This window comes from Streptomyces spiralis, from assembly GCF_014654675.1.
Lineage (GTDB): Bacteria > Actinomycetota > Actinomycetes > Streptomycetales > Streptomycetaceae > Streptomyces > Streptomyces spiralis.
On sequence record NZ_BNBC01000014.1, the window covers coordinates 28,415 to 44,145 of the forward strand.

Sequence of the window (15,731 nt, forward strand, 5' to 3'; positions counted from 1 at the left end):
CCGGAAGGAAGCGGGCCCGCTCGGCCGGGGCGGTCAGTGGGGCAGACGTGCGAGCAGTCCCGCGAAGTCCGTCCCGGACGGCAGCGTCCCGAAGGCGAGCCCCCGGTCCCCGGCGAGACGGGAGGCGCAGAACGCGTCGGCGACGGCGGCGGGTGCATGGCGCACGAGGAGCGAGCCCTGCAGGACGAGGGCCGCGCGTTCGATGACCCGGCGGGCGCGCAGAGCCGCGTCCTCGGTGGGTGCGAGTTCGTCACGCAGTTCGCGCCAGGCCGCATCCAGACGGCGGTCGGCTCCGGCGGCGGCCTCGACCTCGGTGCGGAAGGCGTCCAGGGACTCCGGCTCACGGGTGAGCGCGCGCAGCATGTCCAGCGCGTTGACGTTGCCCGAGCCCTCCCAGATGCCGTTGAGCGGGGCCTCGCGGTAGAGGCGGGGCATGCCGGAGGCTTCGTCGTATCCGTTGCCGCCCAGGCACTCCAGTGCTTCGGCGACGGCGGCGGGCTGCCGTTTGCACACCCAGTACTTGGCGACGGCGGTGGCCAGGCGGAGGAAGGCGCGTTCCTGCGCGTCGCCGCGCTGGGCCCGGTCGGCGGCGCCGGCCAGCCGCAGCGCGAGGCCGGTGGCGGCCTCGGACTCCAGTGCGAGATCGCCGATGACGTTGCGCATCAGGGGCTGGTCGATCAGCTTGGCGCCGAAGACGGCGCGGTGGCGCACGTGGTGGGCGGCCTGGGCGAGGGCCGCGCGGGTTCCTGCGGCGGAGCCGAGCACACAGTCCAGGCGGGTCATGGTGACCATCTCGATGATGGTGCGTACGCCCTTGCCCTCGGGTCCGACGAGCCAGGCCACCGTGTCGTCGAACTCGGGTTCGCTGCTGGCGTTGGAGCGGTTGCCGAGCTTGTCCTTCAGCCGCTGGATGCGGAAGGTGTTGCGGCTGCCGTCGGGCAGCACCCGCGGGACGAGGAAGCAGGACAGCCCGCCCGGCGCCTGGGCCAGCACCAGGAACAGGTCGTTCATGGGCGCGCTGGTGAACCACTTGTGTCCGCGCAACCGCCAGGTTCCGTCGGGCTGTTCGACGGCGGTGGTGGTGTTGGCGCGCACGTCGGTGCCGCCCTGCTTCTCCGTCATGCCCATTCCGGCGAGCAGGCCGCGCTTGTCGGCGGGCGTGCGCAGGCCGGGGTCGTAGACGCGGCTGGTGAGCAGGGGCTCGTACGTAGCGGCGAGCTCGGGGGAGTGGCGCAGGGCCGGGACGACGGCGTAGGTCATGGAGATCGGGCACAGGTGTCCCGGCTCCAGCATCGTCGTCAGCATGAAGCTCGCGGCACGGGCCACGTGGGCACCAGGGCGCTCGTCGGCCCAGGCCGCACCGGCGAGGCCGGCGCCGACCGAGGAGTTCATCAGGTGGTGGTAGGCGGGGTGGAACTCGACCTCGTCGACGCGGTGGCCGTAGCGGTCGTGGGTGTGCAGCACGGGTTCGTGGCGGTTGGCCTGGTCGGCCCACAGCTGCGCCTCCTCGCTGCCCGCGAAGCGGCCGAGGCGGTGCAACTCGTCCAGATGCCACTCGGCGCCCTCCCGGCGCACCGCCTCGATGAGCACCGCGTCGTCGGCGAGGTCGTGGCCGGTCAGCGGCGGGGGCTGGTTGGTGACGTCGTGCGTCACGGCGGTGGGGTTGCTGCGGGGCACGGTTGTCTCGGCGGTCTCGGCGGTCGTGGTCATCGTGGGTCCTCCGGGATGCACGGTCAGGGCGTCATGTCGGGGGCATGGCCGGGTCATGTCGAGGCATGACGGGGTCACGTCGGGGTCGTGGGGCCGGGCTCCGCGGGCGGGGCGCCGGCGCAGCGCAGGGCGGTGGCGGTGAGGTCGGTGAGGAGTGCCTCGGTGCTGTGGTCGTCGGAGGCGCCGAGAGGATCGACGAGGATCTCGCCGATCGCCCCGGTGAGCGCGGCCGCGGTGATGCCGGCGTTCTGCGCGGGCAGCAGGCCCTGCGCCATGCCCTCGTCGACCACCTCGGCGAACAGCGCCCGGTAGCGGCGGCGGAAGTCCAGGCGCTCGGCGCCGACGGCCGGTTCGGCGGGGGCGGCGAGCAGCGCGTAGGCCAGTCCACGGTTCTCCAGCGCGCGGCGGGCGAAGACCCGCACGCCGCGGCTGAGGCGTTCCACGGGGCTGCCGGGGCCGCGCAGCACCTCGCCGAGCACATCGACCTCGTGTCCGGCGGCCCGCCGGAACACCTCCACGGCGAGTGCGGCCTTGGAGGGGAAGTGCTGGTAGACCGAGCCGGCCGCGATGCCGGCCGCGTCGGCGACGGCGGTCACGGACGCCTGTGACCAGCCCACTTCCGCGACCACCTGGGTGGCACACACGACGAGGTGTTCGCGGGCGGCCTGAAGGCGGCGGATTTCCGCCGGGGTCTTGCGGTACGCCATGGAAGAAGTGAACCATCATTCAGACTTTCCTGCCACGGCCGGTCGCGCCGGCTCGGCTCGTCAGGAGAACGTGACGCACCTCAGTGCCCTGCTGGACAGTGCCGTTCGCTCGGCCGGTGACAAGGAGGCCGTCGTCTACCGCGATCGCCGGTGGACCCACTGGCGCGCCCTCGTCCTGGTACCGGTGTTCCTGTTGCTGTTCCTGCTGGTGAGGGGCGGCCCGGTGTACCTCCTCGCGCCGCGCGACCTCGGGGCCCGCGACCGTGCGGCACTCACTCTGTTCGCCTCGACCTGCCTGCCGCTGGTCGTGGCGATCACGGCCATCGGGTCGACCGGAAGGTCCTCGGCAGGGACCAGGCCGCCGCACTGGTCGGCGCCGCGATGATCTCCGTACTGGTCCTGCCGCTGCCGGCGATGCGGCTGCGCGCGGGTGGCGGGCGGAAGCCGGTGTCACGGTCCTCGGCGGAGTCGGAGGCCTGGTGACGGGCGGTCTGGTGACGGGAGGCACGGTGACGGGGCGGGGGCTCTCTGGCCGCCAGTCCGCCCCGACGTCGGCGCCGGCCCTGGACGACGAACTGGCCCGTGCCGGACGGTGACGTGCCCGTGACGCCGTCCGCTGCCGGCTCTCCATCCGTGGGTGGAGAGCAGCGGCGGCCACTCCATCGACCCGTGGGTGGTGGTGATCCACTGCGTGTGCGGAGCAGTCTTGAGGCATGGGTTCTCTGCACTCGGCACTTGTCGTGGTCATCGGCGTCTGCGTCGTCGTCTTCGGCGCGGCCTGGATCCTGGGCGCCGTCTACTTCGGCGTGAAGAGCCAGGCCGGTCCGCGCGGTTGGCTGCGCGGGCTGCGGGGCTCCATGCCGCGCCGGCTGCTGCTGATCGCGGGCGCCCTTGCCTTCTACGCCCTGGTGGGGTGGTCCCGGCACTTCTGGCGCCATCTGCGGTACTGGCAGCCCGAGCTGGCGCTTCTGGGTGGCCTGCTCGCCGTCGCCTCCACCGCCTGGCTGCTGTGGGCCCGCTGGGTGCTGGGCACGATGTGGGCCAGCGTCCCGTTGGTGAAGGAGCGGCATGAGCTACGGACGGACGGGCCGTACCGGCTGGTCCGCCATCCCATCTACACCGGGCTGCTCGGCCTGATCGCCGATGCCATGCTGGCCTGCGGCTTCGGCATCTGGACGGCCTTCCTGGTGGTCGCCGTCCCCTGGCTGCTCTGGCGGGTCCGGGTCGAGGACGGCCTGATGGCCCGGCAGTTCGGCGCCTCCTACGACGCCTACCGCGCCGGCGTCCCGGCACTGATCCCCCGAAGACGTCCCATCCGGTTCGGCGCGCGCCAAGTCGGCAGCGAGCACCGATAGGCCGGTCCGCGCGCGGGACGCCGGTCCGTGCGCGGGAGGGCTGCCGCGGGATCTGCCGTGCTCAGGGCAGCAGTGACCGGAGCGCCAGGTCGGTCACCTCCGCCTCGACTCTGTCCCGCTCGGGAACGACGGCTGCGCGGAAGGACCGGCTCGCCAGCAGGGAGACCAGCCACCAGGCCGCGGTGTGCGGGTCGACGTCGTCCCGGACGTCCCCGGCGGCCTGACCGCGGCGCAGCAGCAGCGCGAGCCCTTCGACGAGCTGCTGGTGCACCTCGCGGAGGGCGGTCCCGAGTTCCGGGTCGTGGGCCAGCCCGCCGGCGTCCGCGAAGAGGAAGCCGTGCGAGCCGGGCTGGTGGAAGCGGTCCATGTGGGCCGGATCGAGGAAGGCAGCCAGCACGTCGGGCACCGGGCGCCCGGCGTCGGCGGACTGGTTCAGCAGTGCGGACACCGTCTGTGTGACGTGGTCGAGGACCGCGCGGTACAGGGCGGACTTGGAGCCGAAGTTCTGGAAGACGACCGGTTCCGAGACCCCCACCCGTCGGGCGATCTCGGAGACCTTGCCTCGCTGGTAGCCGGTCTCGGAGAAGACCTCCGTGGCGGCGGCGAGGATCGTTGCTCGGCGTTCGGCCGCGGGCAGGCGCTTGCGCGTACGGGGAAGGGAGGTGCGGGGACGGGAGTCGGTCACGCCTGACATCGTATGCGGCCCCTTGCCAGCTTTCTTAGTCGGGACTAAGTTGGAATCTGCTTAGTCGTCACTAAGTTATGGAGGAGGGCCATGCCCCTCGGACATCTCATGCAGGGCAAGCCACGCTCGGACACACCGGGCGTGACGATCGCAACCCCGCGCGCGTACGAGCTCTTCGGCGGTCTCTGCTTCGCCGGCCGCCGCCGCGCGGCCTTCGCCCGCCTCGCCGGGATCAGCGGGGCCGAGACCGGCGACCGCGTCCTGGACGTGGGCTGCGGAACCGGTTACCTGACCCGTCACATGGCCGCCCGGGTCGGCCCGGACGGCGCGGTGACCGGCGTCGATCCGTCGCCGCCGGTCCTGGCCTACGCCCGGCGCAGGAGGCAGCGGCCGGGCAGCGCCCCCTGCACCTACCGGGAAGGGATCGCCGAGTCCCTCGACCTGCCGGACGCCTCGTTCGACACGGTCGTCACCAGCCTGATGCTTCACCACCTCCCGGAAGACCTCCGGCCGGCGGCCCTGCGGGAGATGCACCGCGTGCTGCGGCCCGGCGGGAGGCTGCTGGTCGTCGAATTCCGGCCGCCGAAGAGCCGGCTCGGTCGCCACCTGGTGCACGGCGCGACGAGCCCCGCCATGTCCCACAACCGGGTCGACCTCCTCGACGGACTGATCGCGGACGCCGGCTTCGACATCCGCGGAAGCGGCGACGTCCGGCCGTGGCTGTGCTACGTGCAGGCGGTACGCCCGGGAGCGGCTGATCCGGGCCGGCGGTGACGGCAGGTGGGGTGCGCGGCGGGGCGGTGCACGGCCTGCTCGTGTGAGCCCTGTACGCGCCCCCGCCGGGGCGGCGAAGATGCGCCGTGTCGGCGGGCACGAGGACCAGTCGGTGCCCGTCCGCCCACCGTCCAACTCCCCGAGGAAGGCAGGTCGGTCGAGGTGCTGTTGCGGTTGCCCACGTCCGTGACCGAAGCGCAGGAATGCCTGGCCGAGGGCGCCCTCCCGATCGGCGGGGCGACACTCGTGTGGGCCACCTGGCAGCGCGACGGCTTCCCCGAGCGGGCCATGTCACTGCGCGAGCTGCCGGAGGCCAACGTCATCGGGCCGGAGGCGCTGGGCGCCGCGGTGGTGCTGAACCGGATCGACGACCGAATACCGGAGGTGCTGCGCCGGGCGGCCGGCTCGGTGGGGACCGGGGCCGTGCGCCGCACCGCGACGGTCGGCGGCAACATCGTCGGCAGCTCGCTGCGCTGTCTGCTGCCCGCGGCCCTGGTCCTCGACGCCCGTGCGACCGTGCTGGAGTCCGACGGGCTCCACGAGACCGATCTGGCCGAGGTGCTGTCCAAACGTCCGCTCCTGCTCAGCCTGCACTGGCGCCGGCCGATCGCCAGTGCCTACCGCAAACTGCCGGGTGAGGCGGGCGGACCGCCCCCGCTCGTCGTCGCCGCCGCGCTGCACGACGACGGCAGCGGACAGCACCGACTCAGTGTCGCCGTCCGCGACGGCTACGACGTGATCAGCGACGGCACCCCGTGCGACACAGGGACAGGCACAGGGACAGGCACAGGCACAGGCACCGACGCCGAGCAGGTGCTTGGCGCTCTGCGTGGCACGGCCCTCGGCGAACTTCCGGACGCCTCGTGGGAGGTCGTCGGTCGGCTGGTTGGCGACCTCCTGAGCCGCCCCGGGAGCCACTGAGGACTCAGCAGCGGGCGGGCGGCAGCGCGCCGTCCTCTCCCTGGAGGGTCACTTCCGCGGTGCCGTCGCCGTCCTGCGCGAACGCGGCCGTACACACCAGCTGACGCACCGCCGGCTTGCCGAGCGGCCGCACCGCGAGCGGGAGGACGATCTGCACCTTGCCGGGGCTGGTCGACACCCCCACCGGGCCGTTCAACTTCGGCAGCTCCGTGCGGAGCCCGGCCGCGCGCTCGTCCGCCAGCGGACCGGCGAACAGCGCCGTGATGTCCGTCGGGGCGTCCACCGGTTCGGTATGGCCAGGAAGACCGTAGTCCTCCTGGAACCGGACCACCGGCGTCAAGCGCTCTTCGGTCGAGAGGAAGAAGAGGAGGTACTGCCCCTTGGGGTCGGCGGCCATGACAGTGGCGGGCCCACCGACCTCGATGACACCGGTCTTCTGCACTCCGCAGCCGGTGAGCAGGGTGGCCGCCGTCGCGCAGGCCGCGACGGCCCGGCCCACGGCAGTGCACGGATACTTCACTCCGTCGCCTCCTCGCCCGTCAGGGGTATGGTCACGGTGAACACGGCGCCGCCCGCCGGGCCGTTCGCGGCCCGGACCGTGCCGCCGTGCAGCCGCACGTTCTCCAAGGTGATGGCGAGGCCGAGACCGCTGCCCGCCGAGCGGGTACGGGCTGCGTCCGCCTTGTAGAAGCGCTCGAAGATGTGCGGCAGCGCATCCGCGGGGATCCCCGGGCCGCTGTCTTCGACCTCCGTGACGACCCGGACCGCACCATGGTCCCCGGTCGGCCCGTTCCCGCATGTCTCGGTGCGCAGCCGCACCGTGACGGGCGCGCTGCCATGCCGGAGCGCGTTGCCGACGAGGTTGGCGACGACGACGTCGAAGCGCCTGGGGTCTAGCCGTGCCCGGATGCCTTCGGGCAGGTCGGTGACGACCTGAGCGGGATCGGTCCAGTGACGGCTCGTCAGGGTCTTGCGGATGGCCTGGGCGACGTCCACCTCGTCGGCGTTCAGCTCGGCGGCCCGGGCGTCGAAGCGCGAGATCTCCATCAGGTCCTCGACGAGGACGGCCAGCTTGCCTGTCTCGGCGCTGATCAGCCGTACGGCCGCTGCGGTGTCGGGGGCGAGACGCGCGGCGTCCTCGTCCAGGACCTCGGTGACGGCGAGCATCCCGGCGAGCGGGGTGCGCAGTTCGTGGGAGACGTCGGAGGCGAAGCGCCGGGCGCGCGCCTCGGCCGCGCGCAGTTCGCCGACGGTCCGCTCCAGCTCGACCGCCGACTCGTTGAAGGTGCGGGCCAGGTCCGCGAGTTCGTCGCTGCCCTTGACCGGGATCCTGGTGTCGAGCCGGCCGCTGCCCATGTTCCGTGCGGCCTTGCGCAGGTCGCGGACCGGGCGCAGCACGCTGCGGGCGGCCAGCAGCGCCGGGACGAGTGCCGCCGCGAGCCCCGGGAACGCCCCGTCGCGGGCCGCGGTGACCATGGCCCGGACCTGGATCTCCTCCTCGTTCAGCGGCATCACGGCGTACACCACCAGCCCGGTGGGCCGCGCCGTCTTCCCGGCCCGGAAGACGGTCGGCATGGCGACGGTCAGATACGGGGTGCCGCCCTTGTCGACCCGCTGGAAGGCGCCGTGGGGGTTGGCGAGCGCGGCCTCGCGCAGTGCGGGGGTGATCACGGTGGAGACGGGGCTCGTGCCGGAGGAGACCCGGACCGATCCGTACTCGGCGAACACCACCCAGGTCCGGGGCTTGCCCTGCCGGGCGATCGCAAGCAACTGCTCCCGGAGGCTCTGGGTTTCGACGGGCAGGGACGTGCCCAGCCTCTGGACCCGGTCGCGGAGGGAGGAGACGGCGGTGTCCTGGGCCTGCTTAAGGATCGCCGTGCGCGCCGCACGGTAGGCCAGGGTCGCGGTGGTCGCGGCGCTGATGGCGGCCACCAGCAGAAACGCGAGCACCAGTCGGGTACGCAGCCCGATACGGGCTTTCCGGCGGCTCATCTCGCGTCACAGGGGTCCGAAGCGGTAGCCGAAGCCCCGCACCGTCTGGATGTACCGAGGGCTGCCGGGCTGGTCCTCGATCTTGTTGCGCAGCCGCCGCACGCACGCGTCGACCAGGCGCGCGTCGCCGTGGTAGCTGTGCTCCCAGACCTGTTCGAGCAACTGCTGGCGGCTGAAGACCTGCTCGGGCGCGGCCGAGAGGTACAGCAGCAGCTTGAGCTCGCTGGGCGCCAGCGCCATGCGTTCCCCGGCCTTGGCGACGTTCAGCCCGGCACGGTCGATCGCGAGGTCGCCCTGGAACTCCACGGCGGCGCGTCCGGCCGGCTCCTCGATGCGGCGCAGCACGGCCCGGATGCGGGCCTCGATGACCTCCGTGCGGGCGGGCTTGACGATGTAGTCGTCGGCGCCGGCCTCCAGGCCGATCACGACGTCGAAGTCGTCGCCGCGTGCGGTGAGCATGATGATCGGCAGCTGACCGGCCTCGCGCACCTGCCGGCAGACCTGCACCCCGTTCATGCCGGGGAGCATGAGGTCGAGGAGCAGCAGGTCCGGCCGGAACTCCCCGATGGCCGCGAGCCCGGCCTCCCCGGTGGGGGTGGTGCGCACCTCGTGCCCGCGGCGGCGCAGGCCGAGACCGATCCCCTCCCGGACGGAGGGATCGTCTTCGATCAGCAGGACACGAGGCATGGGCAGATTATTCCATTCGGTCGACTGACGAATTCCCTCGGTCAGAAGGCGAAGGAATGCGGCGGAATAGGGCAAAAAATCGCAGAAAAGGGCAGGGGAAGACGGACGGAAGGAGGCGCACACAGAAGGTGGCGTGAGGCGGTCGCCAGGACGTGGCGTCACCTTCGGCGGCGCAGTCTGCGCAGCACCGCCCCGAGACCCGCCTCCAGCTCGGCCAGCCGCAGGGGGCGGGCCAGCAGTGCGAAGACCGTCAGGATCACCGCGGTGCCGGCGGCCACCGCCGCGAGCGGGCCGAAGGCGGCCGCCCGTCCGGCCACGAGGTGACCGAGCAGGACGGCCGGGACCGCGGCCACCGACAGCCGCACCTGTGCGGTCACGGCGCGCGAGCGCCACAGCGAGCGCCGCGCCTCCGCCGGTGCCGCGAGCCTTCGGTCGAGTACGTACCCGGTGACCGCCCACCCCGCGAACAGCGCCACCGAGTACGCCCCCGCCATGCCGGTGACCGCCCAGCGCGCCGGCAGCACCATGCAGGCGACCGTGGACAGCCCCGCGTTGAGTCCCGCGATGACCAGGTTCAGCAGGAAGGGCGTACGGGTGTCGGAGAGGGCGTAGAAGGCGCGCGCGAGGACGTACTGCCCGGAGAAGGCGACGAGTCCCGGCGCGAACGCCGTCAAGGCGCCGGCCATGACCGCGATGTCGTCCGCGCCGGTCCTGCCGTACTGGAAGGCGACCGCCATGACCGGCCCGGCGACCGCGGCGAGCACGCACGCGGCGGGCACGACGGCGGCGGCGCTGTGGCGCAGGGCGGAGGAGACGTCCCGCCGCAGGGCCGCCGTGTCGCCACCCGCCGCCGACCGGCTCATCCGCGGCATCAGCGCGGTGACCAGGGAGACGGTCACGATGCCGTGCGGCACGGCCCACAGCAGGTACGCGTTGCCGTACGCGCTGAATCCCGCCCCGCCGTCGATCCCCTCGGCCGCGGCGCGCTCTCCCGCGGTGGTCGCCAGACGGGTCACCACCCAGTAGGCGACCTGGTTGGTGAACACCAGCAGCATCAGCCAGCCGGCCGAGCGCAGCGGCCGGGACAGGCCGCTGCCCCGCCAGTCGAACCTCGGCCGCCAGCGCAGGCGCGCCGCGCGCAGGGACGGCAGCAGCGCCAGCGTCTGGGCGACGATGCCGGCCGTGGTGCCCCAGCCGAGCAGCTCCGTCTCACCGGAGGTGAGCGTCCCGCCGGTGCCGGCCGTCACCAGGTAGAGGCCGAAGGCGGCGATGACGACGACGTTGTTGAGCACCGGCGCCCACATCATGGCGCCGAACCGGCTCCGGGCGTTCAGCACCTGCCCCAGCAGGGTGAACAGGCCGAGGAAGAAGATCTGCGGCAGGCAGCAGCGGGCGAAGACGACCGTCGTCGCGGCCTGCGCCCCGCCGTAGTCGGTGTACGCCGCCACGATCGCGGGCGCGGCCCACACCGCCGCGGCCGTGAGGAGCAGCAGCACGGCCGTGCAGAGCGTGAGCAGACGGTCGGTGTACGCGGCCCCGCCGTCCTCGTGCTCGCCCGCGGCCTTGACGAGTTCGGGGACGAACACGGCGTTGAGCGCGCCGCCGAGGAGCAGCGTGTAGACGATGGTGGGAACGGTGTTGCCGACCGCGTAGCCGTCGGCGGCCGGACCCACGCCCAGCGCGGCGGCGACCACCGCGGAGCGTACGAAGCCGGTGGCGCGGGAGACGAGGGATCCCGAGGCCATGAGCGCACCGCTGCGCAGCGTCGAGTCGGGGCGGCGGTGCGTGCGCCGCCCGGGCGCCGTGACGGTGCTCATCGGCGGGCCAGGTACATCTGGAAGGCGCGGTACAGCGTGTGGTTGGCGGTGCCGTCGAGCGGCGTCTCCCACTCGCCCAGCGTCTCCACGACCTGGCCACCGGTGCCGAGCTTCCAGCGCAGCAGCCCGAACGGGCGGTCGCCGGGGTCGAGCGAGGCGGGCACGCCCCGCATGTCGTAGACCTCCGCACCCCGGGCGTGGGCGTCGAGCATCATGCGCCACTGCAGGGCGTTGGAGGGCCGTACCTCCCGCCGGTGGTCGGCGGAGGCCCCGGTCTGGTACCAGACGCGGCGCCCCACCGTGATCATGGTGTGCGCGGCCAGGATCTCGCCCTGGTGGCGGGCCAGGTAGAGCCGCATACGGCCCGGCTCCTCGGCGTTGAGTGCCGCGTACTGGCGCTCGTAGTACGCCAGGGAGCGGCCGAGACGGAATCCGTCGCGTGCCTCCGTGACACACAACAGCCGGTAGAAGTCGGGCAGTTCGGCGGCGCCGCCCTCCGTCACCTCCACGCCCGACCGCTGTGCCCGGCGTATGTTGCGCCGCCACTCCTGGTTGAGCCCGGACCACAGGTCGTCGGTGTCGCGGCCGGCCAGCGGCACCTGGAAGACGTAGCGGGGCTGCGCGTCGCCGTCGCCCTCGTCGCCGCCGCAGCGCCGCCAGCCGCGGGCCCGCAGCCGTTCGGCCACGGCGGCGCCCAGCGGATCGACCTCGCTGGCGAGCACGTCGGTCACCCGCCGCCCGGGTCCGGTCGCCGTCTTGAGCGTGGCCGCGTCCCACCGGCGGTAGGCGGGCGAGGGCCCGATGCGCACGGCGAACGCGCCCGCACCGCGCAGATGGCGCAGCAGCGGCCCGAGCCAGCCGTCGAGGTCCGGGTCGCTCCAGTCGGCGACCGGGCCCTCGGGCAGATACGCGAAGTACTTGCGGGTGCCGGGGAACTGACGCAGCAGCACCAGCGCCACACCGCTCAGCTCCCCGGCCCCGGGTCCGGTCCGCGGCCCCCAGCCGAGCAGCCGGGCGTGCCAGCCGCCCTTGACCTCGGCCCAGGACGGGCACTGGAGAAAGCCGGGGTTCAGGGCGGAGCCGGTGCGCGAGGCGAGGAAGGCCCGGTACGCCTCGGCGGAGACGGGCTCCAGCCGCATGTCCTTCCGGTCACAGCCTGCCGTCGTGAGCAGCGCGGACACTGCGCCTCCTCGAATGCCGTCGTGGTGGTGGGGATACGGGAACCGGCCTGTGCGGCACGGGGTGTCCCGAAGATTCACAGGCGTCCGTGACCGCGCCGCGCGCCGAATGTGACCGGACGATGACCGTTCCTCTGCAACGGCCGTCACACAGCCGAGGCAGCCCCATCCAGCGGGTTTTCGCCGCCTAGAGTCACCGGCGTCCCGCCGTGGACTTCCTCTTCCTTCACCCCTCTTCCACTCCCTTTCACGGAGGCATTCGTTGAGCGAGATACGTGTCCGAGGCATACGTCCCGGCTCCGCGCGGATACGCAGCACCACCGGCGCGGCGGCCGTGGCGCTGCTGAACACCGCGCTGCTGACCGCGGCGCTCTCCGCCTGCTCCGGCGGGCACCCGTCCACGGCCGGGGCGGTCGCGAAAGAGGGCGGCGGACACGCCGACGGCCGCCCGGTCACGGTCACCGTGACACCCCACGGCACGCGGGCGAAGCCCGGTGAGCCGGTCACCGTCACCGCGCAGGACGGCACCCTCACCTCGGTCACCGTCACCGACGCACGGGGCGGCCACCTCGCCGGCGGCCTGTCGCGCGACGGCCGGACCTGGACCTCCGACCGCAACGCCGCGCCCGGCACCGCCTACACGGTGAAGGCGCAGACGCGCACGGAGGAGGGGACGACGGGCGACGCGGACGCGTCGTTCACGACGGAAGCGGCCGGCCTCGTCAACAAGGTCGACTGGCGGCCGGGCGACGCCACCACGGTGGGAGTGGCCCAGCCGATCTCCCTGGTCTTCGACCGCCCCGTCCACGACAAGGCGGCGGTGGAGCGGCAGCTCAAGGTCACCACCTCGAACCACACCGAGGGCTCGTGGGGCTGGATGAAGGACTGGTCGGGCAAGGACCGGGTGGACTGGCGGCCCAGGGAATACTGGCGGCCCGGCACCCGGGTGACCCTGGACGCCCAGCTCAACGGCACCGACTCCGGCACGGACGGCGGCTGGTTCGTCCGCGACTACCACCTGCGCTTCACCATCGGCTCACAGCAGATCTTCAAGGTCGACCTCGACCGCAAGCGGCTCACCGTGCAACGCGACGGCCGGGCGGTACGGACCGTCCCGGTCTCCGGCGGCACCCCCGGCCCCGAGACGGGCTCCTGGCGCGGCACGGAGGTGGTGATGGCGAAGGAGGGCACGATCCGGATGAACTCAGAGACCGTGGGCCTGGGCAAGGCCTACGACCAGGACGTCGACTACGCGATGCGCCTGACCTGGTCCGGTACGTACGCCCACGCCGCACCTTGGAACGCCGCCTACTTCGGCCGGGCCAACAGGAGCCACGGCTGCATCGGCATGAGCGACGCCGACGCCCGGTGGCTCTACGAAAACGCCCACATCGGCGACCCGTTCGAGGTCACCGGGGCGGAGACCAAGGGCACCGTGGCCGTGAACAACGGCCTGGGCGACTGGAACGTCGGCTGGGACGACTGGCGCGCCCGCAGCGCCCTGCGCTGAGGCCCGGCGCCGGACGGGCGCGCGTCGTCGAGACGGCCGAAGGCGGATGGTTCAGGCGGCGCTGCCGCGCAGCTCCGCCAGGGCGGCCGGGGTCAGCTGCCGGGGCAGGTGGTCGGCGTCGACGAGGACGACGGTGCAGTGGGCGGAGTGGGTCAGGGCGGTGGTGAGGCTGCCGTCGGCGAACTGGGCGAGAGGGCCGCGCGGTGAGCGTCCGACCGCGATGGCGCGGGCACCCAGCTGATCGGCGTGCCGGGCAAGGGCCCGGCCGGCGGCGGCATGGTCGCCGACGCTGGTGAGGATCTGGCCGGTCGCTGCGACGCCGTGGGCGGCGAGCCGGTCCAGATGGGCGGTGACGGCGGCCAGGGCCTGGTCGGCGGTCTCGGTGTCGGCGGCCTGCTCCTCGACCACGGCCGTCTGCTGGACGTGGACGACCTCCAGCGGGCTGCCGGTCTCACGGGCCAGGCGGGCTGCCGCGTCGACGATGGCAGCGGCCTTGTGGTGGGCGCCGACGGCGACGACGACCGGAGGCACGCCACCGGCGACCGGTGTGCCGATCGCGGTGAACGACGGCGTCACCGGCTCGCTCTCCTCGGGCTGCGCCTCGGCCTGGCGCAGCAGCCGGTGGCCGCTGGCGAGGACCGGGATGGCGAGGAGGAAGGTGGCCGCACCCAGGTAGAAGGGGACGCTGAGGTCGGTGGCGTCGGCGAGCTTGCCGGCGACGTAGGGGGCCAGGCCGCCGCCGATGAAGCGCAGGAAGCCGTAGGCGGAGGAGGCCACCGGGCGCTCGACGGGGGAGACGAGCATGACGGCCTGGGTGGTGAGCGTGTTGTTGATGCCGATGAAGGCGCCGCTGACGATGACCGCGACGATGACGGTCGTGGGGGTGGCGACACCGGCGGCGATGACCGCCATCACGATGCCGAGGCCGAGGAGGTTGGCGTACAGGACCGGGGCGGTGCCGTACCGGGCCTGCAGCCGAGGGGCGAAGAAGACGCTGAAGGCGGCCACCAGCAGGCCCCAGCCGGTGAAGACGAGCCCGAGTTCATGGGCGCTCAGCTTCATGGGGTAGGGGGCGTAGCCGAGCATGGTGAAGAAGCCCCAGTTGTAGAGCAGGGCCATGATGCCCATGGTCAGCAGGCCGCGGTGGCGCAGCGCCTTGAGCGGGGCGATGGGGGAGGTGGGGCGCTTCGGCTTGGGCAGGGAGGGCACGAAGGCGAGGGTCGCGACCAGGGCGACGGCCATGAGCACGGCGACACCGAAGAACGGGCCGCGCCAGCTGATGGCGCCCAGTTCGCCGCCGAGCAGCGGGCCGACGGCGATCCCCAGGCCGAGGGCGGTCTCGTAGAGGATGATCGCGCCGCCGAAGCCGCCGCTGGCGGAGGCGACGATCACGGCCAGGGAGGTGGCGATGAACAGGGCGTTGCCCAGGCCCCAGCCGGCGCGGAAGCCGACGATGCCGTTGATGGAGTCGGTGGAGCCCGCCAGGGCGGCGAAGACGACGATGACGGCCAGGCCTATGACAAGGGTGCGCTTGGCGCCGAACCGGCTGGAGAACCAGCCGACGAACAGCATCGCGACCGCGGTGACGATCAGGTAGCTGCTGAACAGCAGGGAGACCTGGCTGGGAGAGGCGTGCAGGCTCTCCGCGAGGGCGGGCAGGATCGGGTCGACCAGACCGATGCCCATGAACGAGATCACGCAGGCGAACGCCACGGCCCAGACGGCCTTCGGTTGCCTGAACGGGCCGGCGGTCTTTCCGTGCGGTGCACTCATTGCCGCTTCTACTCCAGTCATGTGACGACGAGGACAGTGGTGTGGGGGGGGGGCAGTGGGTGAGGGGCCGGTGGGTGAGCGGGTGCGCGGGTGCGCTCAGGAACGCGACCGGTGGTCCTGGACCGCGCGGGCCAGCGCGGGGAGCGCGGTCATCACCGCCTGCTGCTCGGGTTCGGACAGCTCCTCGACGAGCTGTTGCAGGGCATGGGCGCGCTCGGCCCGCCGCTGCCGGAACACCTCCAGGCCGGTGTCGGTGGCCTCCACCAGCACCCCCCGGCCGTCGGTGCGGTCGGCGGTGCGCCGTACCAGCCCGGCACGCTCCAAGCGGGTGACGAGCTGGGTCATGTTGGGCTGTGAGACGTTCTCCGCCCGGGCCAGCTCGGTCAGCCGCTGCGGCCCTTCGCGGCCCAGCCGGCCCAGCGCGGACGAGGCCGCGGTGCTCAGCCCGCCGGCCGTCGCGCTGTGGCGCACGTACCGGACCAGCTGCTCCACGGCGATCATCAGGTCCTCGGCGGACGCGTCCGGAGGAACAGGACCGGGATCCATAACCCGCTTATGCATAAGCTCATTATGCATAAGCGTGTACGATGCAGCAAACACTTTCCCCGGCTTCCGGTCCCCA

At 72.8% G+C, this 15,731-nt stretch carries 14 protein-coding genes and 1 pseudogene; 5 read left to right on the top strand and 10 right to left on the bottom strand.

Features of this window, described 5'->3' with window-relative positions; genetic code table 11:
• Window positions 1–33: 33 nt before the first annotated feature.
• The gene (locus IE318_RS16420; protein ID WP_189901023.1) at window positions 34–1,710 is read right to left on the bottom strand and encodes an acyl-CoA dehydrogenase family protein; all 1,677 of its coding nucleotides are present in this window, start codon (window positions 1,708–1,710) and stop codon (window positions 34–36) included.
• Window positions 1,711–1,784: 74 nt separating this feature from the next.
• The gene (locus IE318_RS16425) at window positions 1,785–2,417 is read right to left on the bottom strand and encodes a TetR/AcrR family transcriptional regulator (RefSeq protein ID WP_189901025.1); all 633 of its coding nucleotides are present in this window, start codon (window positions 2,415–2,417) and stop codon (window positions 1,785–1,787) included.
• 163 nt (window positions 2,418–2,580) lie between these two features.
• On the opposite strand from IE318_RS16425, the pseudogene IE318_RS16430 reads away from it, so the two are divergent.
• Window positions 2,581–2,900: pseudogene (locus IE318_RS16430) on the top strand (cation:proton antiporter domain-containing protein); the annotation flags it as partial.
• A 230-nt stretch (window positions 2,901–3,130) separates the two neighbouring features.
• Window positions 3,131–3,772, top strand: coding sequence for a methyltransferase family protein (locus IE318_RS16435; protein ID WP_189901028.1), 642 nt, complete (start codon window positions 3,131–3,133; stop codon window positions 3,770–3,772).
• 61 nt (window positions 3,773–3,833) lie between these two features.
• On the opposite strand, the gene IE318_RS16440 is transcribed toward IE318_RS16435, so the two are convergent.
• Window positions 3,834–4,457 (bottom strand): TetR/AcrR family transcriptional regulator, encoded by a 624-nt coding sequence (locus tag IE318_RS16440; RefSeq protein WP_189901030.1) that lies wholly within the window; start codon window positions 4,455–4,457, stop codon window positions 3,834–3,836.
• 141 nt (window positions 4,458–4,598) lie between these two features.
• On the opposite strand from IE318_RS16440, the gene IE318_RS16445 reads away from it, so the two are divergent.
• Together IE318_RS16445 and IE318_RS16450 are read left to right on the top strand one after the other, a co-directional pair.
• Entirely contained in the window at window positions 4,599–5,231 is a 633-nt protein-coding gene (locus IE318_RS16445; protein ID WP_189901032.1) for a class I SAM-dependent methyltransferase, read from the top strand.
• 162 nt (window positions 5,232–5,393) lie between these two features.
• Entirely contained in the window at window positions 5,394–6,152 is a 759-nt protein-coding gene (locus IE318_RS16450; protein WP_189901035.1) for an FAD binding domain-containing protein, read from the top strand.
• A 4-nt stretch (window positions 6,153–6,156) separates the two neighbouring features.
• Here the strand turns inward: IE318_RS16450 and IE318_RS16455 are convergent, their stop codons facing one another.
• The 5 genes from IE318_RS16455 to IE318_RS16475 form a co-directional block, all read right to left on the bottom strand.
• Window positions 6,157–6,672, bottom strand: coding sequence for a hypothetical protein (locus IE318_RS16455; protein ID WP_189901037.1), 516 nt, complete (start codon window positions 6,670–6,672; stop codon window positions 6,157–6,159).
• Window positions 6,669–8,144, bottom strand: coding sequence for a sensor histidine kinase (locus IE318_RS16460; protein WP_189901039.1), 1,476 nt, complete (start codon window positions 8,142–8,144; stop codon window positions 6,669–6,671). Before IE318_RS16460 ends, IE318_RS16455 begins: the two co-directional genes overlap by 4 nt.
• 6 nt (window positions 8,145–8,150) lie before the next feature.
• Window positions 8,151–8,831: a response regulator gene (locus tag IE318_RS16465; RefSeq protein WP_189901041.1), complete on the bottom strand. Its 681-nt coding sequence runs from the start codon at window positions 8,829–8,831 to the stop codon at window positions 8,151–8,153.
• A 158-nt stretch (window positions 8,832–8,989) separates the two neighbouring features.
• The gene (gene murJ, locus IE318_RS16470) at window positions 8,990–10,648 is read right to left on the bottom strand and encodes a murein biosynthesis integral membrane protein MurJ (protein WP_189901044.1); all 1,659 of its coding nucleotides are present in this window, start codon (window positions 10,646–10,648) and stop codon (window positions 8,990–8,992) included.
• Window positions 10,645–11,829 (bottom strand): lipid II:glycine glycyltransferase FemX, encoded by a 1,185-nt coding sequence (locus tag IE318_RS16475; RefSeq protein WP_373311193.1) that lies wholly within the window; start codon window positions 11,827–11,829, stop codon window positions 10,645–10,647. The genes murJ and IE318_RS16475 overlap by 4 nt, the downstream gene beginning before the upstream one ends.
• Window positions 11,830–12,097: 268 nt before the next feature.
• Between IE318_RS16475 and IE318_RS16480 the strand changes: the two genes are divergently transcribed.
• Window positions 12,098–13,336, top strand: coding sequence for a L,D-transpeptidase (locus IE318_RS16480; protein ID WP_373311203.1), 1,239 nt, complete (start codon window positions 12,098–12,100; stop codon window positions 13,334–13,336).
• Window positions 13,337–13,387: 51 nt separating this feature from the next.
• On the opposite strand, the gene IE318_RS16485 is transcribed toward IE318_RS16480, so the two are convergent.
• Both IE318_RS16485 and IE318_RS16490 read right to left on the bottom strand, forming a co-directional pair.
• Window positions 13,388–15,109: an MFS transporter gene (locus tag IE318_RS16485; RefSeq protein ID WP_189901046.1), complete on the bottom strand. Its 1,722-nt coding sequence runs from the start codon at window positions 15,107–15,109 to the stop codon at window positions 13,388–13,390.
• 96 nt (window positions 15,110–15,205) lie between these two features.
• On the bottom strand, window positions 15,206–15,670 hold the full coding sequence (locus IE318_RS16490; protein ID WP_229903549.1) for a MarR family winged helix-turn-helix transcriptional regulator: 465 nt from the start codon (window positions 15,668–15,670) through the stop codon (window positions 15,206–15,208).
• Window positions 15,671–15,731 lie beyond the last annotated feature (61 nt).

Excerpts from the sequence above, each read along its gene's own strand:
- IE318_RS16420 (WP_189901023.1), bottom strand. The coding sequence starts at position 1,710 with ATGACCACGACCGCCGAGACCGCCGAGACAACCGTGCCCCGCAGCAAC.
- IE318_RS16425 (WP_189901025.1), bottom strand. The coding sequence starts at position 2,417 with ATGGCGTACCGCAAGACCCCGGCGGAAATCCGCCGCCTTCAGGCCGCC.
- IE318_RS16435 (WP_189901028.1), top strand. The coding sequence starts at position 3,131 with ATGGGTTCTCTGCACTCGGCACTTGTCGTGGTCATCGGCGTCTGCGTC.
- IE318_RS16460 (WP_189901039.1), bottom strand. The coding sequence starts at position 8,144 with ATGAGCCGCCGGAAAGCCCGTATCGGGCTGCGTACCCGACTGGTGCTC.
- IE318_RS16465 (WP_189901041.1), bottom strand. The coding sequence starts at position 8,831 with ATGCCTCGTGTCCTGCTGATCGAAGACGATCCCTCCGTCCGGGAGGGG.
- murJ (WP_189901044.1), bottom strand. The coding sequence starts at position 10,648 with ATGAGCACCGTCACGGCGCCCGGGCGGCGCACGCACCGCCGCCCCGAC.
- IE318_RS16485 (WP_189901046.1), bottom strand. The coding sequence starts at position 15,109 with ATGAGTGCACCGCACGGAAAGACCGCCGGCCCGTTCAGGCAACCGAAG.
- IE318_RS16490 (WP_229903549.1), bottom strand. The coding sequence starts at position 15,670 with ATGCATAAGCGGGTTATGGATCCCGGTCCTGTTCCTCCGGACGCGTCC.